This window comes from Aurantimonas aggregata (assembly GCF_010500835.1).
In the GTDB taxonomy this organism is placed as follows: domain Bacteria; phylum Pseudomonadota; class Alphaproteobacteria; order Rhizobiales; family Rhizobiaceae; genus Aurantimonas; species Aurantimonas aggregata.
On record NZ_JAAAMJ010000036.1, the window covers coordinates 1 to 17622 of the forward strand.

General features: G+C 61.9%; 10 protein-coding genes. 5 read left to right on the forward strand and 5 right to left on the reverse strand.

Annotation, left to right across the window (positions count from 1 at the left end; genetic code table 11):
* Window positions 1–275: 275 nt before the first annotated feature.
* Window positions 276–1229, reverse strand: coding sequence for an AbrB family transcriptional regulator (locus tag GTW51_RS21885; RefSeq protein WP_281354646.1), 954 nt, complete (start codon window positions 1227–1229; stop codon window positions 276–278).
* Between the two features lie 303 nt (window positions 1230–1532).
* Window positions 1533–3881: a PBP1A family penicillin-binding protein gene (locus GTW51_RS21890; RefSeq protein WP_163046164.1), complete on the reverse strand. Its 2349-nt coding sequence runs from the start codon at window positions 3879–3881 to the stop codon at window positions 1533–1535.
* A 510-nt stretch (window positions 3882–4391) separates the two neighbouring features.
* Between GTW51_RS21890 and GTW51_RS21895 the strand changes: the two genes are divergently transcribed.
* Window positions 4392–5090, forward strand: a complete 699-nt coding sequence (locus GTW51_RS21895) for a DUF1236 domain-containing protein (RefSeq protein WP_163046165.1) — start codon at window positions 4392–4394, stop codon at window positions 5088–5090.
* Window positions 5091–5462: 372 nt separating this feature from the next.
* On the opposite strand, the gene GTW51_RS21900 is transcribed toward GTW51_RS21895, so the two are convergent.
* Together GTW51_RS21900 and GTW51_RS21905 are read right to left on the reverse strand one after the other, a co-directional pair.
* Window positions 5463–7556 (reverse strand): response regulator, encoded by a 2094-nt coding sequence (locus tag GTW51_RS21900; RefSeq protein ID WP_163046166.1) that lies wholly within the window; start codon window positions 7554–7556, stop codon window positions 5463–5465.
* A 2-nt stretch (window positions 7557–7558) separates the two neighbouring features.
* Entirely contained in the window at window positions 7559–12928 is a 5370-nt protein-coding gene (locus GTW51_RS21905; protein ID WP_343034090.1) for a HAMP domain-containing protein, read from the reverse strand.
* Between the two features lie 406 nt (window positions 12929–13334).
* On the opposite strand from GTW51_RS21905, the gene GTW51_RS21910 reads away from it, so the two are divergent.
* The 4 genes from GTW51_RS21910 (at window position 13335) to GTW51_RS21925 (ending at window position 16408) form a co-directional block, all read left to right on the forward strand.
* The gene (locus GTW51_RS21910; RefSeq protein ID WP_163046168.1) at window positions 13335–13697 is read left to right on the forward strand and encodes a hypothetical protein; all 363 of its coding nucleotides are present in this window, start codon (window positions 13335–13337) and stop codon (window positions 13695–13697) included.
* 2 nt (window positions 13698–13699) lie between these two features.
* Window positions 13700–13969 (forward strand): DUF5985 family protein, encoded by a 270-nt coding sequence (locus GTW51_RS21915; protein ID WP_163046169.1) that lies wholly within the window; start codon window positions 13700–13702, stop codon window positions 13967–13969.
* 8 nt (window positions 13970–13977) lie between these two features.
* A complete protein-coding gene (locus tag GTW51_RS21920) occupies window positions 13978–14232 on the forward strand; it encodes a DUF5985 family protein (protein WP_163046170.1) in 255 nt (84 codons plus the stop codon).
* Between the two features lie 613 nt (window positions 14233–14845).
* Complete coding sequence (locus tag GTW51_RS21925; RefSeq protein ID WP_281354647.1) at window positions 14846–16408, forward strand: OpgD/OpgG family glucan biosynthesis protein; 1563 nt, start codon at window positions 14846–14848, stop codon at window positions 16406–16408.
* Window positions 16409–16678: 270 nt separating this feature from the next.
* Here GTW51_RS21925 and GTW51_RS24590 read toward each other — a convergent pair whose 3' ends face one another.
* Window positions 16679–16954 (reverse strand): WGxxGxxG family protein, encoded by a 276-nt coding sequence (locus GTW51_RS24590; protein ID WP_343034091.1) that lies wholly within the window; start codon window positions 16952–16954, stop codon window positions 16679–16681.
* Between the last annotated feature and the right edge of the window lie 668 nt (window positions 16955–17622).

A 17622-nucleotide genomic window follows, 5' to 3' on the forward strand; every position in this document is an offset into this window, starting at 1 on the left:
GCCAAATGCGAGAAACCGACGAAAGAGAAAACACGGAACTTGACCACCACCTGACCAGTCCAACATCATCTAAGCCGGGTCAGTTCTTGATGGAAATCCTGGGTCAGCTCTCAGTGGAAATCAACATTCCGGCTCCCAGGGGCCACCAGCGCGTCCGGCTTCGCATCGGCTCGAACCGCTCAAGGCCTCTGCCAAGCTCGGCCCAGAGACGCCCCAGCGCAAAGCGCCACGCCTCATACTCAATCGGCATACAAAAATCCGCTCACCCAAATTTGCTATTTCCGCCTCAGCCGCCCGACCAAGCGGAAGATCGGTTCGGCGGCGGCCATGATCAGGATGACCCGCACGATGTGATGGGTCGCGACGAAAGCGGCCTCAATCTGCAGCGCGAGCGCGATGACGCTCGTTTCCACCAGCCCGCCGGGCGAGTAGGCGGGCGCGATCGAAACGACGTCGAGCGGCGTCAGGGCGGCAAGCGCGATGGCGAAGCCGACGGCGCTGACGATCAGGATGGCGAAGGCGCCGAGTGACAGGACCACCATCCGCAGCATCTCGCGCGGCGTCGTCCCGACGAAGCGGCAGCCGAGCGTGGTGCCGAGCACGAGTTGGGCGATCCACACGATCTCGCGCGGCGGCGACGAATGCGTCCAGCCGATCATGTGAACGAAGCCGCTGGCGATCATCGGTCCGAGCAGAATCGGCGCCGGCAGCTTGAGCAGACGGCCGAGAGCGGCGACGACGACGCCGGTGGCGACGAGCCACAGGACCGAGTCCAGACTGGCCGCGTTGATGGGTCCGCCCGCCCCGCGGCCCGTGCCGATGTCGCCCCCGCCGAGGGCGGGGATCAGGAACGGCAGGCTGACGACGGTCAGGGGGATGCGGATCGCATGGACAAGCGCGATCCGCCGCGCATCGCCGCCGCGCGCCTGGCCGAGCAGAACCATTTCCATGAGCCCGCCCGGCATCCCGGCGAAATAGGCGGTCGGCAGATCGTTGCCGCCGATCGTGCGGAAATAGACGACGCAGGCGGCGCCCGAAACGAGAAGGAACAGCGTCAATCCGAGCAGCGTCGAAACCCAGGCCGCCATCTGGCCGATGAGATCGGCCGAGAAGCTGGCGCCGAGAAGGACGCCGAGCACGACCGTCATCGGCGGGCGCACGATCCCGGGTGCGCGCACGGGCACGGCGACGAGGGCGGCCAGCGTGCACGCCAGCATCGGTCCCAGCATCCAGGGCAGTGACCAGCGAAAGTGGAGAAAGACACAAGCTCCGATCCCGCCGATCCCGGGCGCCCGCGCAAAGCGAGGATAGTCGAACCGGATATTGACGTGTCTTTCGACTTGGGACCGCCTGGCTGGATAATTTCCAGGAAGTACTGCTCACTCTGGCGGGCTGCCTCCTCTTCGGCGCAGGAACAGGATCCAGCCAGACCCAACCAGTCGCTTCTGCCACGTAGGTCTGTCAGATCTCTGCTTAAAGCTCACCACCCGTCCCCCTGCATTGGGGCGCCATCGTTACTGAAGGAGGGGCCCTCACCTGTCACAGAGCTTGCGAGAACCTCGATAAGGCTGAAACGTGCAGTCCGACGAGCGGAACGAGCGATATGCCCGCGAACAGGCGCGGACGTTGCAAGAGGGCGCGACCGGGGCCGCATCCGGGGCGCCCGTTCTTGCCATCAGATCCGAGATACTCGACGGCGCGGTGTCCGCCCCAGGGGATGCGGATGGGACGGCCCTCGGCTCCGAATTGGAGGAAACCGGTCCCGTCGGCGGGGGTGCCCCGGCCGCGGCGTTCATGAAAGTCCTCCAGATGGAAGCGGGCAACTGCCCCCCGGTGACGTCGTTCATGGGCGTGCCGTCGTCGTTGCCCACCCACACGCCCACCGTTAGCGCCTCGTTGAAGCCGATGAACCACGCATCGCGCGAATCCTGGCTGGTCCCCGTCTTGCCAGCCGCGAAGCCGTCAAGTCCGGCTTCCTGTCCGGTGCCGCGCTCGACCACGAGCCGGAGGAGCGAAACGAGACCCTCCTGATGCTCGGCGAGCTCGCGCTGGGGCAGCGTCGATGGTCCGACACGAAAGCTCTGGCTCTGCTCGTCCGCTGCAAACGAGCTGATGCCCCAGGGCTCGATCGGCGTCCGGCCCGCCCGGACCGAGGCGTATGCCCCAGTCAGGTCCAGAAGGCTCGCTTCGGAAGCGCCGAGAGCGAGGCTTGGCATCGCCGCGAGCGGAGCATCGACACCGAGGTCTCTCGCCGCCGCTATGACCTCGTCGATGCCGACCTCCATGGCCAGCCGCACGGTGGCAGCGTTAAGGGACCGGGCGAAGGCTTCGGCCAGCGTCACCCGGCCGTGGAACTTGCCGCCGAAGTTTTCCGGCGCCCACCCATCGATTTCAATCGGAGTATCCTCGATCCGGTCGTTCGGGGTAAGCCCTTGGCGAAGGGCCGCGTAATAGACGAAGAGCTTGAAGATGGAGCCTGGCTGCCGCTTTGCCGTCACTGCCCGGTTGAACTCGGACGCCTCGTAGTTCCGCCCGCCGACCATCGCGACCACCGCACCGTCGGGACGCAGCGCAACGAGAGCTGCCTGGGAAACGCCTTGTGCTTCGCCCAGGGCGTCGAGCGCCTGTGTGACCGCCTGTTCAGCTAGGGATTGCAGTTGGGGATCGAGCGTTGTCTTGACCTTGATGGTGCCGCGGAATGGCCCCGCGATTTCCCGCGCTTGCGAAATGACCCAGTCCGCGAACCACGTTCCGGCGCTCATGTCGGGGCGGGTGGGACTCAGGACGGCAGAGGCCGAATGCGCACGGGCAGTCGACGCATCGTCGAGGTATCCGGCGTCCGCCATCGCCGCGAGAACGACCGCTGCGCGCTCCTTGGCCCCCTCCAGATTCTCCAGTGGGTTGAGCTGTGACGGTGCCCGGATCAGCCCGGCAAGCATGGCACTCTCCGCCAGCGTCAGTTCGCCGACGGATTTGCCGAAATAGACCAGCGCCGCCGCCGGCATGCCGGTCGCGCCGGCGCCGAGATAGATGTTGTTGAGGTAGCGGGTAAGAACCTGATCCTTGCCCAGCCGGTTCTCGATCCAGAAGGCGAGGAAGACCTCTTGTAGCTTGCGCTTCAGGGTTCGGTCGCGCTCCAGATAGAGAACCTTGATGAGCTGCTGCGTGATCGTGCTGCCGCCCTCAAGCACTTCACCCGCAGAGACGTTGCGGATGAAAGCCCTGCTAATTCCCCGCAGATCGATGCCGGAATGGCTGTAGAAGCGGCGATCTTCGATGCTCAGAACCGCCTGGACCAGATGCTCCGGGAACTCGGCCAATTCGGCGTAGCTGCCCTGATAGGGACCCTTCTGCACCATTGCCTGACCATCAGACGCCTCCAGGACCACAGTGGGCTCGGTCGTGCCACTGATCACCGAGGCCAGCGGTACATCGTGGAGAGCCCAGACCGCGGTGCCAATCATCAGAAGGAACAACCCGACGAAGGCGATCGCCAGGCCCGACAGCACGCGGCGAATGCGGGAATTGCCGCCAGTCGGCCTCGTGAAATGTCCTCGCAGCATCGAGCGCGCGCGCCCGAGACCCTGCGCCGCCGCCCCAGCGACACCGGACCAGCGCGGATCGTCTTTCACGATGGTGAAAGACGGCAGACTCGACCAGCCCTCACGCAGCCGAGCCACGACGGCCAGGAGCACAGCAGACAACCAGCGGCCAAGGCGAGCGGCATCGGCGCCGAGCGCCTTGGCGAATACGACGAACGCAGTCCGGGTCTGGCTTGCCCCGCCGCGATCGCCGGCTTCGCCTCCCGAGGCGTCACCCTTTTCAGGCCCGACGATTCCGGCAGCGCCAGTCACCGGCGGTTCATTTCCTGCATCCTGCATCGGCGTTTCCAACCTGTCGCGCCAGGAGATGGCGCATTCAATCGTCGTGAATAGAGGGAACGCCTCCGGCTGCCTAAGGCGGAATTACAGGCCGCAACGTCCTCTAGGATATGCGCCCATTCGGTCACAGCGACGGATTTGACGCGGATCGAGCATTTCAGCGTTTGGGCGTAGTAGAAGTGAAATTATGCCTGACGGCGCCGACCAGTCGATGGATGATACTTCGCGCCGCTCGCTCTCAGCGCCAGCCGTCATCTGACCGCCCGGGGCATCAAGGTCATTTCATGGCCGAAGTCGGACGGATGCGCTTGCTCCCTTCGTGTCTTCTGTAATGGATACAATAGCTTAGATCGTAATTGATCGTCATGTTGATGAACCTCGGATGAACGACGGAATTGGCGGCGACGACCGGCCCAGATGGAGCAGGAACCAAGCCGCGATGCCTCCTGTTAGCGGCTCGGACAGCACCTCCGACTGAGAGAGGCGCATGCCACCAATGGGAGATCTAAAATGACACTGCGTACGATTCTTGCCGCCAGCGCGGCGACCATGTTCGTTGCGACGGGCCTTCCTGCCGCGGCGCAGACAACCGTTCCTGCTGCCGGGGAGACAACCGTTACCACATCTACGCAAACGGTCTCGGCAACTACCGACCTGAACATCCGGTCCGGTCCCGGCCCGAACTACGACATCGTCGGTGTTATCGGCAATGGTGACGCGGCAACGCTCGAAGGCTGCACCGATAGCGGCGCCTGGTGCCGCGTCACCGTCGACGGCACGGCGGGCTGGGCCTACAGTCAGTATCTGACCGCCGACATGGGCGGTGAGACCGTCGTTGTTACCGAACGCCGCACCGAGTATCCGGTCGTTACCTACGAGGATAGCGGCGGCGCCGGTGAAGTGGGTGGCGCAGCGACGGGGGCCGTTATCGGCGCCGTCGTTGGCGGGCCGATCGGCGCTGCCGTTGGCGGCGCGGCGGGCCTGGTAGCCGGCGCGGCTCTGAACCCGCCGGACGAGCGCATCGAGTATGTCCGTTCCAACCCGGTAGAGACGGTCTATCTCGACGGAGAGGCCGTAGTCGGCGCGCAGCTCCCGGAGGCGGTCGAGCTTCAGGCTATTCCGGACTATGAATACCGCTACGTCTACGTCAACGGGCAGCCGGTCCTCGTTGATCCGAGCAACCGGCAGGTCGTCTACGTCGTCCGGTAACTCTTTCGGACCCGGACTTCAGACCGAAACTCGCGTCGCCCTCGATGGGCGGCGCGAGCGTCTTCGTATCCGCCGGCTGTCACAACTGCCCGAGATCGGGCGGTGCAGTCCCAAACCAGTTCTGCTGCATGAGGATGCGCGCCTCCTGGGCAGCCCTGGCATCCCCGAGCATTCCGGTAGCGCACAGGAAAACCCGCCACGACTCATTCATGAGATCGTTCAATAACCTTGGACAGGCTATCTCCGCCTATTGGCTGAGCGCATTCAGATCGTTTACGTCTGGGCCTCCCCCGCCTTTACGGATGGAGACAGCGGCTCCAGCCCACGTGCCGCGATGTGATCCGAGCGCGTCGAGCTCAGGCATTTCCCGCTTCAGGGTATTCGGCTGGAAGTGACCGACCGGATGGCGTCCAAGAGCTCTTCATCGGTGAACGGCTTACTGAGGACCGGTACGCCTATCGGCCGAGCTCCCAACGCGGTCAAGTCGGCGTATCCCGTGATGATGATCGCAGGCCAGTCCGACCGCAGGTTGCGAGCGAAGCGGACGACTTCCACGCCCGAGACGATTGGCATGGCAAAGTCGGTGATGATCAGGTCGAAGCGGTCGGGATCCTTTTCGAGGATAGCCAGTGCCTCAGCACCGCCTCCAGCGCATACTACTTCGAACTCGCTGTCGCGAAGCAGCGCTGCCGTGGTCGCCAGCAGGCTGCTCGAATCGTCAACGAGAAGAATCACGCCGGTACCCTGGATGGTCGGCACCTTAGGCAGGGCCGGAGGCCGCGGACCTCGCTCCTGCCGCCCTTTGCGATCAGACCGCGGCAGCCAGAGACCGATCTGCGTGCCACGATCGAGGCTGCTCGCTATCTTCAGCGTCCCGCCCGACTGTCTGGCGAAACCGTAGACGGTTGAGAGCCCGAGACCGGTCCCCTTGCCTACGTCCTTCGTTGTGAAAAAGGGCTCGATCACCCGCTCGATGATATCCGGGGGAATTCCGCAGCCCGTGTCCTCGACAACCACGACCACGTAGTCGCCCGCCGGAAGATTGGCAGGGCTGTCGCCGGAAAGTGTCTGGTTTTCCCCACGGACGGTTATCGTGCCTCCGTCGGGCATCGCATCGCGGGCGTTGATGATCAAGTTCATCAGCGCCAGTTCGAGTTGCCGCGGATCGACGAAGGCAGGCCAGATGTCCTCTTCGACTCGCCAGTTCATCCGGATTAGGCCACCCAAAGCAGGTTCTAAAAGGCCGTTGATGTTCGCGGCCAGGTCCGAAAGGTGCAGGACGTCCGGGTCGAGCTGCTGGCGCCGGGAAAATGTCAGCATGCGGCTGATTAGGCCGGCGCCCTGTTCGGCGGCGTGCCGCGTCAGGTTGATGATGTTCTGCACCTCCTCGGTCGGCTGCATCCGCCGCTCGATCAGCTTGAGCCCGCCTAGGATGGATGCGAGCAGGTTGTTGAAGTCGTGTGCGATACCGCCGGTGAGCTTGCCGATCGCGTCCATCTTCTGCGCCTGAATCAGCTGGTCCTCGAGCTCGCGCCGGTCCGTCACGTCAAGGACAGTTCCCGCAACCGTGGTCGCCGCGCCGTCGGCATCCTTCAGGAGGATGATGTGATTCAGGAGATGCTTGTAGGAGCCGTCGGCGCACTGCCACCGATATTGGGCCACCGCCGCGCCACTTACGTCGAGCGTGGCCGCGAGGTTGCTGACAGCATGCTGGTCGCCCGGATGTACCCGGCTCGCCCACAGGTTCGGATCTGCGTCGAAAGCAGCGCTATCGAATCCAGTCAAATTCTTGAGGTCACCACCGATGAAATGCGGCGAAGCGCTCGCGATAGATCGCTCAGAGACGTACATCGCCAGCGGCAGGGAACGCAGGATAAGCGCCTGGCGCTCCTCGGACTGGCGCAGCGCCTGCTCGACCACCAGCTTTTCGGCATTCGCCTTGAGGTTCTGCTCTAGCAGGCGCTGCTCGACGGCGGCCTTCTCGCGTATCTCGCGGGCCTTGTTGAACAGGTCGACGAAGACCGCGACCTTGGACTTCAGGATCGTTGGCTCGAAGGGTTTGAAAACGTAGTCGACCGCGCCCATGTCGTAGCCGCGCAGCATATGCGCGTCTTCCTTGTTGGCCGCGGTCAAAAAGATGATCGGGATGCGCTTGGACTGCTTGCGCTGGCGCAGAAGACGGGCCGTCTCGTAGCCGTCGAGGCCGGGCATGAACACGTCGAGCAGAATGACCGCAAACTCTTCCTTCAGGAGCAGCCGCAGCGCCTCCTCTCCCGAGCGCGCCGTTACGACATCGGCGACGGATTCCAGCACGACTTCGATGGCCAGCAGATTTCGCGGATCATCGTCGACGGCCAGCACCTTCGGACGATAAACGCCGAACGGGACAAGCTGCTCGGCCGCCAGGCCGTTTGCGGGCTTCGCCTTCCAATCGTGAGCGTCCTCCGGCTTGAAGTCCTTTGGCATTGTCACTCCGCCACCGCAGCCGACTGGCCGCTGCTTGAAAACGGCCGCAGACGGGATTGCGACCGTGCGACCCAGACCCGCAACAGCGCGAGGAGAAGCTCGATGTCAACGGGCTTGGAAACGTAATCCGAAGCCCCCGCCTCCAGGCACTTCAGGCGGTCGCCGCGCATGGCTTTGGCGGTCACCGAGATCAGCGGCAGATGCTTGTGCTGCGGGTATTTCCGAATCGCGCGGATGAGCTCGTAACCGTCCATTTCCGGCATCATGATATCGATCAACGCGACGTCGATGTCAGGGTTCTCTTCGAGAATCGACAGCCCCTCGCGGGCGCGCTCGGCATGGAGTACATGAACTCCATAGGTCTCCAGTGCACTGGTCAGCGAGTAGATGTTGCGGATGTCGTCGTCGACGATAAGCACTTTGGCATCCGTCAGCATCGCCGTATCGACTGCGTCCGCGATGAGTTCTTCGCGCTGCTCGACTTCCCCTTCGTTGCGCGCCCCTAGGCCAATCTCCAGAAACCTCTGATGGAGGCGATCCATATCCATCGGGGCCCGGCCCACCTCCTCGGCTTCCCATAGCCCCTCCGACGTCCCGGAGAAAACGTAGATGGGCAAATGGCGAATTCGCGAATCATGCCGCAGGAGATCGAGGAGCACTGAGCCGTTCATGTCGGAAAGCTCTGTGTCCACTGCCAGCCCGTCGGGCTGCAGCTTTCGTGCCAGCGCCAGAGTCTCTGCCCCGCTGATGGAGACGACTCCTTTCAAATCCGCCTTCCGCGCCAGATCCAACAGCATCTTGGCGTGTGCCACGTCCTCCTCGACGATGAGGATGACGCGATCCTCCTGCGAGATGGTCCCGCGGTCGTCAGCGACTTCTAGCGCGCCTGCGAGCGACGAGCTGATTTCGGCGGTCGGAGCAAGATCCCGCCCGGGCTCTGGAGAGGCGTCATCCGCCTCGTTATCGACAGTCTGGAGGGGAATATAGAGCGTGAAGGTGGACCCTTCGCTTGGCTTGCTCCTTACGTGGAGTTCTCCGCCGAGGAGGCGGGCAATCTCGCGGCTGATCGAAAGGCCAAGGCCGGTGCCCCCGTACTTGCGGCTCGTTGTGCCGTCGGCCTGCTGGAAAGCCTCGAAGATCAGCTTCTGCTTGTCAGTCGAGATGCCGATGCCGGTGTCGGTTACCGCGATCGACAGCACGCCCTCAGCTGTGTTGAGGGCCGCATGATCGCTGTTCCAACCGTTCTCCGCCACCTTGATATCAATCGTCACTTCACCGGCGGCCGTGAACTTAAAGGCGTTCGACAGGAGGTTAAGGACGATCTGCTGCAGCCGCTTCTCGTCGCTTTTGACCGTTTCCGGGACATCGTCGGCGAACGAGATCGTGAAGCCGATGTTCTTGTCGGCGGCGATCTGCCGGAACGTTCTCTCCATATGCTGCGTCAGTTCGGCGAGCGAGATGTCGCCGACTTCGATCGAGACGGTGCCGGACTCGATCTTCGAGAGGTCGAGGATGTCGTTGATCAGGCTGAGAAGATCGGTACCCGCGGAGTGAATCGTCCTGGCAAACTCGATCTGCTTGGCATCGAGATTGCCCTGCTGGTTGCTGGCGAGCAGTTTGGAAAGGATCATCAGCGAGTTCAGCGGCGTTCTCAGCTCGTGGCTCATGTTCGCTAGGAACTCGGACTTGTAGCGCGAGGTCAATGCGAGCTGTTCGGCCTTCTCCTCAAGGGCGCGGCGGGCCATCTCGATCTCGATGTTCTTGGCCTCTACCTGCTTCTTCTCGTTCTCCAGAAGCTGGGCCTTCTCCTGCATCTCCTCGTTCGTGGCGTGCAGCTCTTCCTGCTTGGTCGTCAGTTCAGTCTGGCGCGCCTGCAGCTCCGCGGTCAGAAGCTGCGACTGTTTCAGCAGGTCCTCGGTGCGCATGGTGGCGGCGATCGTGTTGAGGACGATGCCGACCGATTCCATCAGCTGATTGAGGAAGGACTGGTGCGACTCCCGGAATTCGCCGAACGAGGCGAGCTCGATGACAGCGCGCACCTCGTCCTCGAACAGGGCGGGCAGGATGATGACATTGGCGGGGTCGGCTCGGCCGAGACCCGACGATATCTGTAGGAAGTCGGACGGAACGTCCTCCAGGAGGATCGCCCGCTTGTCGGCGGCGCTCTGCCCGATCAGGCCCTCGCGCAACGCCACGTGGTGCTTGAGGTTCCCCGCATTCTCTGCCCCGTAGCTCGCGGCAAGTTCCAGATGCAGCGCGTCCTCCTCGCGGGTGGTCACGTAGAAGACGCCGTACTGCGCATTCACCAGCGGCGCCAGCTCCGACATGATCAGGGTCGAGACCGTCTTCAGGTCGCGCTCGCCCTGCAGCATGCGCGAGAAACGGGCTAGGTTGGTCTTCAGCCAGTCCTGCTCGGCGTTCTTGAGGGTCTGATCCTTGAGATTGCGGATCATCTCGTTGATGTTGTCCTTCAGGACGGCCATTTCGCCCGAGGCTTCCACCGCGATGGAACGCGAGAGGTCGCCCTTTGTCACGGCCGTCGCGACATCCGCAATGGATCTCACCTGGTTCGTCAGGTTGGCTGCGAGCTGATTAACGTTGTCGGTGAGGTCGCGCCAAAGGCCCGCGGCCCCTGGGACGCGAGCCTGACCGCCGAGCTTGCCCTCGATGCCGACCTCCCGCGCCATGTTGGTCACTTGGTCAGCGAAAGTCGCCAGGGTCTCGATCATGCCGTTAATTGTCTCAGCGAGCGTCGCGATCTCGCCCTTGGCGTCCACCGAAAGCTTGCGCTTGAGGTTGCCCTCGGCGACGGCAGTCACGACGTCGGCAATGCCACGCACCTGATTAGTCAGGTTGGTCGCCATCAGGTTGACGTTGTCGGTGAGGTCCTTCCAAGTGCCGGCGACGCCCTGTACCTGCGCCTGGCCGCCGAGCTTGCCCTCGGTTCCCACCTCGCGCGCAACGCGCGTCACCTCGGAGGCGAAGGAGTTCAGCTGGTCCACCATCGTGTTGATAGTGTCCTTCAGTTCCAAGATTTCGCCCTTTACGTCGACAGTGATCTTCTTCGACAGATCGCCGCGGGCCACCGCGGTGGTCACCTCGGCAATGTTGCGGACCTGGCCCGTCAGGTTTTCGGCCATGGAATTGACGTTGTCGGTGAGGCCTTTCCATGTGCCGGCAACGCCCCGGACCTGTGCCTGGCCGCCGAGCTTGCCCTGGGTGCCGACCTCGCGGGCGACGCGCGTCACCTCTGAGGCGAAGGAATTCAGCTGGTCCACCATCGTGTTGATGGTGTTCTTGAGTTCGAGAATCTCCCCCTTCACGTCGACGGTGATCTTCTTGGAGAGATCGCCGAGCGCTACCGCCGTGGTCACTTCGGCAATGTTGCGGACCTGGCCCGTGAGGTTCGCGGCCATCGCGTTGACGTTGTCGGTAAGGTCCTTCCAGGTGCCGGCGACGCCCTGCACCTGCGCCTGGCCGCCGAGCTTGCCTTCCGTGCCCACCTCACGGGCAACGCGCGTCACCTCCGAGGCGAATGAATTCAGCTGGTCTACCATCGTGTTGATGGTATCCTTCAGCTCCAGGATCTCGCCCTTCACGTCGACGGTGATCTTCTTCGACAGATCGCCGCGGGCCACCGCCGTGGTAACTTCGGCAATGTTGCGGACTTGGCCCGTCAGGTTTTCAGCCATGGAATTGACGTTGTCGGTGAGGTCCTTCCACGTGCCGGCGACGCCCTGCACCTGCGCCTGGCCGCCGAGCTTGCCCTCCGTGCCGACCTCACGGGCGACGCGCGTCACCTCCGAGGCGAAGGAATTCAGCTGGTCCACCATCGTGTTGATGGTGTTCTTCAGTTCGAGAATCTCGCCCTTCACGTCGACGGTGATCTTCTTCGAGAGATCGCCAAGCGCAACGGCGGTGGTCACTTCGGCAATGTTGCGGACCTGTCCCGTCAGATTGGTCGCCATCGCATTGACGTTCTCGGTGAGATCCTTCCATGTCCCGGCGACGCCCTCCACCTGGGCTTGGCCACCGAGCTTGCCCTCGGTGCCGACCTCGCGGGCGACGCGCGTCACCTCCGAGGCGAAGGAATTCAGCTGGTCCACCATCGTGTTGATGGTGTTCTTCAGCTCCAGGATCTCCCCCTTCACGTCGACGGTGATCTTCTTGGAGAGATCGCCGAGCGCTACCGCGGTGGTCACTTCGGCAATGTTGCGGACCTGCCCCGTCAGGTTGGTCGCCATCGCATTGACGTTCTCCGTAAGGTCCTTCCAAGTTCCGGCGACGCCCTGCACCTGCGCCTGGCCGCCGAGTTTGCCGTCGGTTCCGACCTCGCGGGCGACGCGCGTCACCTCCGAGGCGAAGGAATTCAGCTGGTCCACCATCGTGTTGATGGTGTTCTTGAGTTCGAGAATCTCCCCCTTCACGTCGACGGTGATCTTCTTGGAGAGATCACCGAGCGCCACCGCGGTGGTTACTTCGGCAATGTTGCGGACCTGCCCCGTCAGGTTGGTCGCCATCGCATTGACGTTCTCGGTGAGGTCCTTCCACGTGCCAGCGACGCCCTGCACCTGCGCCTGGCCGCCGAGCTTGCCCTCCGTGCCGACCTCGCGGGCGACGCGTGTCACCTCCGAGGCGAAGGAATTCAGCTGGTCCACCATCGTGTTGATGGTGTTCTTCAGTTCGAGAATCTCGCCCTTCACGTCGACGGTGATCTTCTTCGAGAGATCGCCAAGCGCAACGGCGGTGGTCACTTCGGCAATGTTGCGGACCTGTCCCGTCAGATTGGTCGCCATCGCATTGACGTTCTCGGTGAGATCCTTCCATGTCCCGGCGACGCCCTCCACCTGGGCTTGGCCACCGAGCTTGCCCTCGGTGCCGACCTCGCGGGCGACGCGCGTCACCTCCGAGGTGAAGGAGGCGAGCTGCTCGACCATCGTGTTGACGATTTTGCCAATGCGCAGGAACTCGCCGCGCAGCGGACGTCCGTCGATCTCAACCATCATGGATTGGGAGAGGTCGCCTTTGGCCACCGCCCCGATGACGCGGGCAACCTCCGCCGTTGGCTGCACCATGTCCTGGATCAGCTCGTTGACCGAGCGGACACTAGATTCCCACCCGCCGGCCGCGTTGCGCACGCTGCCGCGTTCCGCAATGCGTCCGTCCTTGCCGACGAGCCGGCTGAGCCGCTCGAACTCGCCGGTAATCCCTTGATTGATCTCAACGATCTCGTTGAAGGTCCGGGCGATCTCGCCGTCGATCCCCTCTTGATCCTCGTCTAAGCGAACCGAGAAGTCGCCGCGGCGGAAGGTCCGCAGCGCCGTAAGCAATTTGCGCCGGTCCGTCTCGCCGGCCGTCACCTCGTTGTCCACAGGGGTTATTCTCCAACATGATGGCACCATCCTGAGCGGGCGGGGCCGAAGCAGATCCAGAGGCCGGGAAGGCAGGCACCTCTGCTTCCCCATTTCAGCTCATGCAAGCACGAATGCGACCAAATGAAAGCCGCAGATCGGTTGCTACCTCCCATTAATGCGGTTTTCCTCAGGATGAACACCTTGTCTAGGGCGATGGGGGTCCCTTGCCATGGGTCGCCGCACCCTTGTGAAACCATGCGTTAGCAGTTAACAGGCAAGCGTCGAGCGGGGGGGCGAGTCAGAGCGTAGGGCGCCTGCTTTGCTGGAGGCCGAAGGGCCGGCAGCGCAAATGCTGAGACATCGACAAGGGGCTCTGGCGCACGCAGACGCCGGTCCCCGCGCCGAGCCGGACGGATGAAGCCTAATGAACCGTGAACTCAACGATTTCGTAGAGAGCTCCTTCCGTTCCATCTGGTCCGTGGAACTGCTGCTCCTGCTTTATCGCCAACAGCGTAGCTGGACCCCGGAAGAGCTTGTCGGTGAACTCCGCAGCAGCGAGGTCGTTGTGACGCAGAGCATCGAGGCGCTGGTAGCGGGCGGGCTTGTCCTAATCGAGACCGACGGCCGCGTCTGCTACAGTCTCGTCGATCCCGCCGACGATCTTCTGGTCCAGCAGTTGAACGACCTCTACCGGAAGCGACCGGGCGCAGTGCGAAAGGTGATCGTGCAGAATCCCGCTGACCAGCTGAGGACCTTTTCCGACGCCTTCAGCTTTCGAAAGTTATGAGCATGGCGGGGCCCATTACGGTCGCGATATACATTTTATGCTTGGCAACGAGCTTGACATGCACCTATCTTTTAATGAAAGCCTTCTTTGAAAGCGGTGCAAAGTTGCTATTCTGGAGCGGGCTGTGTTTTGGCTTCCTTGCTCTCAACAGCTTTGCCGTGGTCCTCGACATAGTTGTATTCCCGAATATGGATTTCCAGCTGGTCCGCCACTTGGCATCGGTCGGCGCGGTCGGAGTTCTACTGTTCGGCTTTGTCTGGGACATTGAGTAGGACCAATCATGTTCGAATTCATGTCAGGCCTGATCGTCGCCGGTTTCCTGATTTCGGGACTTTTCTTCCTGCGCTTCTGGAGGCGAACGGGAGACCTTCTGTTCATGGCCTTCGCGCTGGCTTTCTGGCTACTCGCGCTGAATCAGACGCTCCTCGTTATGTCCGACCTTCCCTATGAAGAGCGAAGCTGGATTTACCTGCTGCGACTCGCAGCCTTCACGCTAATCATCGTCGCGATCATCCGGAAGAACCGGCGGGCGTGATTGGCCGCGGCACGTGTAATCTTCTTCGCTACAATTGCGCCGCGTAGGCATCTGAACGGGAAGTGAACGGGCCATTCGGAGCCCGTTAATCAACAAGAATGCAATTTGCTCGTTGTGCTTGCAGCTTCTCCTCACTTCCGTTTCTTACCTAAGACTAGGCTGGATCGCTCCAAGGTGATTCAATACTGCTTGTAAGGCCCAGCGCGACTGGCTCTGCGCCCTGATCCACGGAATGATCGATGATTTCTGAAGATGAGCTCGGGGCAGCCGTGAGACGGATGCTACAATCGCTTGCCCCGGTAGCTCGCACTTATGGTGGATTAGACCCCTACGTAATCATTGATATCATATCTCATGAATTCGATGTACCTCAGGAAATTGTCGAGGCGATTATCCAAGAAGAGGCAGCTAAGAGAAACATACCGTTGCTTCCAGTGTATCGGTAGATTATTACAGAAAAATTGAAATCCGCCTGAAGGTTACGGCAGCAGCTTTGGTCTTAATCGTCAGCCCCACGGCCCGCCTCTGGGCTGGGTTTTGACGGAAATTAGCGTTGGAAAGACCCACGCTTTCGTTTCTTCGCTATTATATCGACTATACGGCGGACAGGCTCATGACTGAAACAGACCTTTCTAGGCGTGTCTTTCTTGGGGGCCTCTGCGCCGCATCCGCGGGGTTTGAGGGCGCCGCAGCGCAGGAGGGAGCGCGCAAGGTCGGATACGGCGGGATTGCCCAGCAGGTACGAGAGCGAGCGAGGCGTCTCGCCATGGAGCCTTTCGTGCCAAAGCCGGTCGTTGCTGGAGACCTCACCTATGACCAGTATCGATCGATACGCTTCAATCCTTCCCGCGCGCTTTGGGCAAACCGCGACGACCTGGCGTTCCAGGCAGACTTCTTCCATGTCGGCGGCCTTTTCAAACATGAAGTGGCACTCTTCGAGGTTGCGGATGGCGCCTCCAGGCCGATCCGCTACGTTCCGGACATGTTCGACTTCGGCGCTGAGGCGGAGGCGATACGGGCGGTAGCAGACCCGGCGTTTGCCGGACTGCGTCTGCATCACCCCATGAATGGCCTGAACGTATCCGAGTTCGCAGTCTTCCTCGGTGCGAGCTACTTTCGAGCGATCGGCCTGGGCGAACGCTACGGCCTGTCGGCACGAGGCCTTGCCGTCCGCTCCGGCCTGCCAGGGGAAGAATTCCCGTATTTTGAGTCGTTCTGGCTGGAGCAGCCCGCTCCCGGTGATAGCGCGGTCACCCTGCACGCCTTGCTCGACAGCGAAAGCGTGGCAGGTGCCTACCGCTTCGTAATGGCGCCGGGCGAGTCCACCGTCATGGACATCTCGGTCTCGCTGTTCGCCCGTCGGAAGATCAAAAATATCGGACTTGCCCCGATCACCAGCATGTTCATGCGGGGAGAAGCCGATCGTGGCAGCGTCTCCGACTTCCGGCCGCAGATTCATGATTCGGAGGCGCTTTCGATCCGTACCGGAGCCAACGACTGGCTGTTGCGGCCGCTTCGCAATCCGAAGGCGATCGAGATCAGTGCCTATGCCGACGACAACATCCAGGGGTTTGGCCTCATTCAGCGTGACCGCGACTTCAACCACTATCTCGATCTCGAAGCGCGCTACGATCTGCGGCCGGGCCTCTGGGTCGAGCCGGTGGGCGGTTGGGGAGCAGGGGAGGTTCGCCTCGTCGAGCTGCCATCCCCGGATGAGACCCAGGACAACATCGTCGCTTTCTGGACGCCGAACGCCCCCCTGGTTCCGGGAGAGGAGTTCTTCTTCCAATACCGCCTGCATTGGGGGCCGCACCCGCCCGTCAACCCCGTTCTCGCACGCGTCGTCGGCACTTACACGGGGGTTGGCGGCATCGCATCGAGTCCGGATCCTGCACTCCGCAAATTCGTCATCGACTTTTCGGGGGGCCCCCTCAAGGATCTCGCACCTGATGTGGAACTGAGGGTGGACGCCAGCGCGACGAACGCCGAAATCGTCGCGTCCACCGTTCTACGCAATGTGCCGCTTGAGGGGTGGCGCGTGTTCCTCGATGTCCGCGCGGAGTACGGATCTTCCCCGGAGGTTCGCTGCGTGTTGAAACTCAATGACCAGGCCATCTCGGAATTTTGGACGACTCGGTGGGACCCCACAGAACCCGGTTCGACATTACCGCTATAATAGCCGGAGCTACTAAGTTGTAAGCGGGCCAGGTGCGGGCCGAGAAGTAACGCGTAAGAGAAAGCGCTTTAATTCTACGCGGCGCATTCCTTCGATTAGATTCTGCAAGAATAGTAGGTCGAGTCGGATCAGCCACCTCGATACGCCTGATTAGGCTGTGAATGTCGCTCCGCCCCAGCCCCGCACTCATGGCGGAGGCATAGAAGGAGATTTCCACAAAAAGCCGCCGCCCTTGACCTGGACGGCGGCGTGAGTGCGAATAGCGCGGGCTTAATTGCGCGGGCGGTTTGCCGGATCCACCGGGCCGTGAACGGGATCTACATGCGTGGCACGCTTACGTCCGGCCAAACCAGCAAGACCTGCGAGGCCTAGCAGGCCAAGCCAGCCCGGATCGAAGCCGTCATCATCTTGCTCCACTGTAGTCACGGTAGGCTGTAGCGTTTCCGTGTCGGGCGCGGTTGCTGTGCCCTGGCCTACCACAGAGGTGCCAGTAACGAAAAGGAGAACAGCGGCGAGCGCTGAAACAGTGAAGGCCTGGATAAGCATCAAATTTCCTCCGATCACCAATTTGAGCTCAAACGGAAAAGTTACAGGAACGTTCCTGTGATAGTGCTGTGAAGAGTAGTGAGGGCGATCGACGCTGGCTGCGCGCCGAACTCGTGGGCTCGCTTGGGTATCAGGGCGTGGAGAAGGTTCGACGTCAGGCCCATCCCCTCCGCCATAACCTCACAGTCGAACGTCCTCTGATGCGCAAGGGCTGGGCGCACAACCCCTGATCTGCAGGCTCTGGCGTCAAACCTATTGACTGCGCGTCTGCCCAGGGAGCCTGTCAGGCTCTCTCTCCTCCGGATATTCTCTGAGGCTCTGTACTGCGCCCGAAAGGTACGGAACCGGAAACATCTGCATCTTCTGTGCTTTAGCGCCTACCCGACCCTCGCCGAGTTCGAAAAATCTGTCGCACGGCGAACTCTCCCCCACGTCCAAACTCGGCGACCGCATTGTTGGGCCGGTTTCGTCGCGATATGATCGCTGGGTTATGGCAGCAGCGCGCCCATCACTGCCATTCAACGGCAAGTTTATTGATCGCGTAATACCAACGTGCGCGATAGCTGACTCTGTAGGGGTTCCCAAGGCGGGCGAAGTCTGAATCGATGGAGGCAAACGGAGGTTTGCCATGGCTTCAGCGATCCCGCTTCGTTCCGATTTCAACGGAC

Coding starts and splice junctions, on each gene's coding strand:
- GTW51_RS21910 (WP_163046168.1), top strand. CDS start 13,335: ATGAACCGTGAACTCAACGATTTCGTAGAGAGCTCCTTCCGTTCCATC.
- GTW51_RS21895 (WP_163046165.1), top strand. CDS start 4,392: ATGACACTGCGTACGATTCTTGCCGCCAGCGCGGCGACCATGTTCGTT.
- GTW51_RS21925 (WP_281354647.1), top strand. CDS start 14,846: ATGACTGAAACAGACCTTTCTAGGCGTGTCTTTCTTGGGGGCCTCTGC.
- GTW51_RS21890 (WP_163046164.1), bottom strand. CDS start 3,881: ATGCAGGATGCAGGAAATGAACCGCCGGTGACTGGCGCTGCCGGAATC.
- GTW51_RS21920 (WP_163046170.1), top strand. CDS start 13,978: ATGTTCGAATTCATGTCAGGCCTGATCGTCGCCGGTTTCCTGATTTCG.
- GTW51_RS21900 (WP_163046166.1), bottom strand. CDS start 7,556: ATGCCAAAGGACTTCAAGCCGGAGGACGCTCACGATTGGAAGGCGAAG.
- GTW51_RS21885 (WP_281354646.1), bottom strand. CDS start 1,229: ATGCTGGGACCGATGCTGGCGTGCACGCTGGCCGCCCTCGTCGCCGTG.
- GTW51_RS21915 (WP_163046169.1), top strand. CDS start 13,700: ATGGCGGGGCCCATTACGGTCGCGATATACATTTTATGCTTGGCAACG.
- GTW51_RS24590 (WP_343034091.1), bottom strand. CDS start 16,954: ATGCTTATCCAGGCCTTCACTGTTTCAGCGCTCGCCGCTGTTCTCCTT.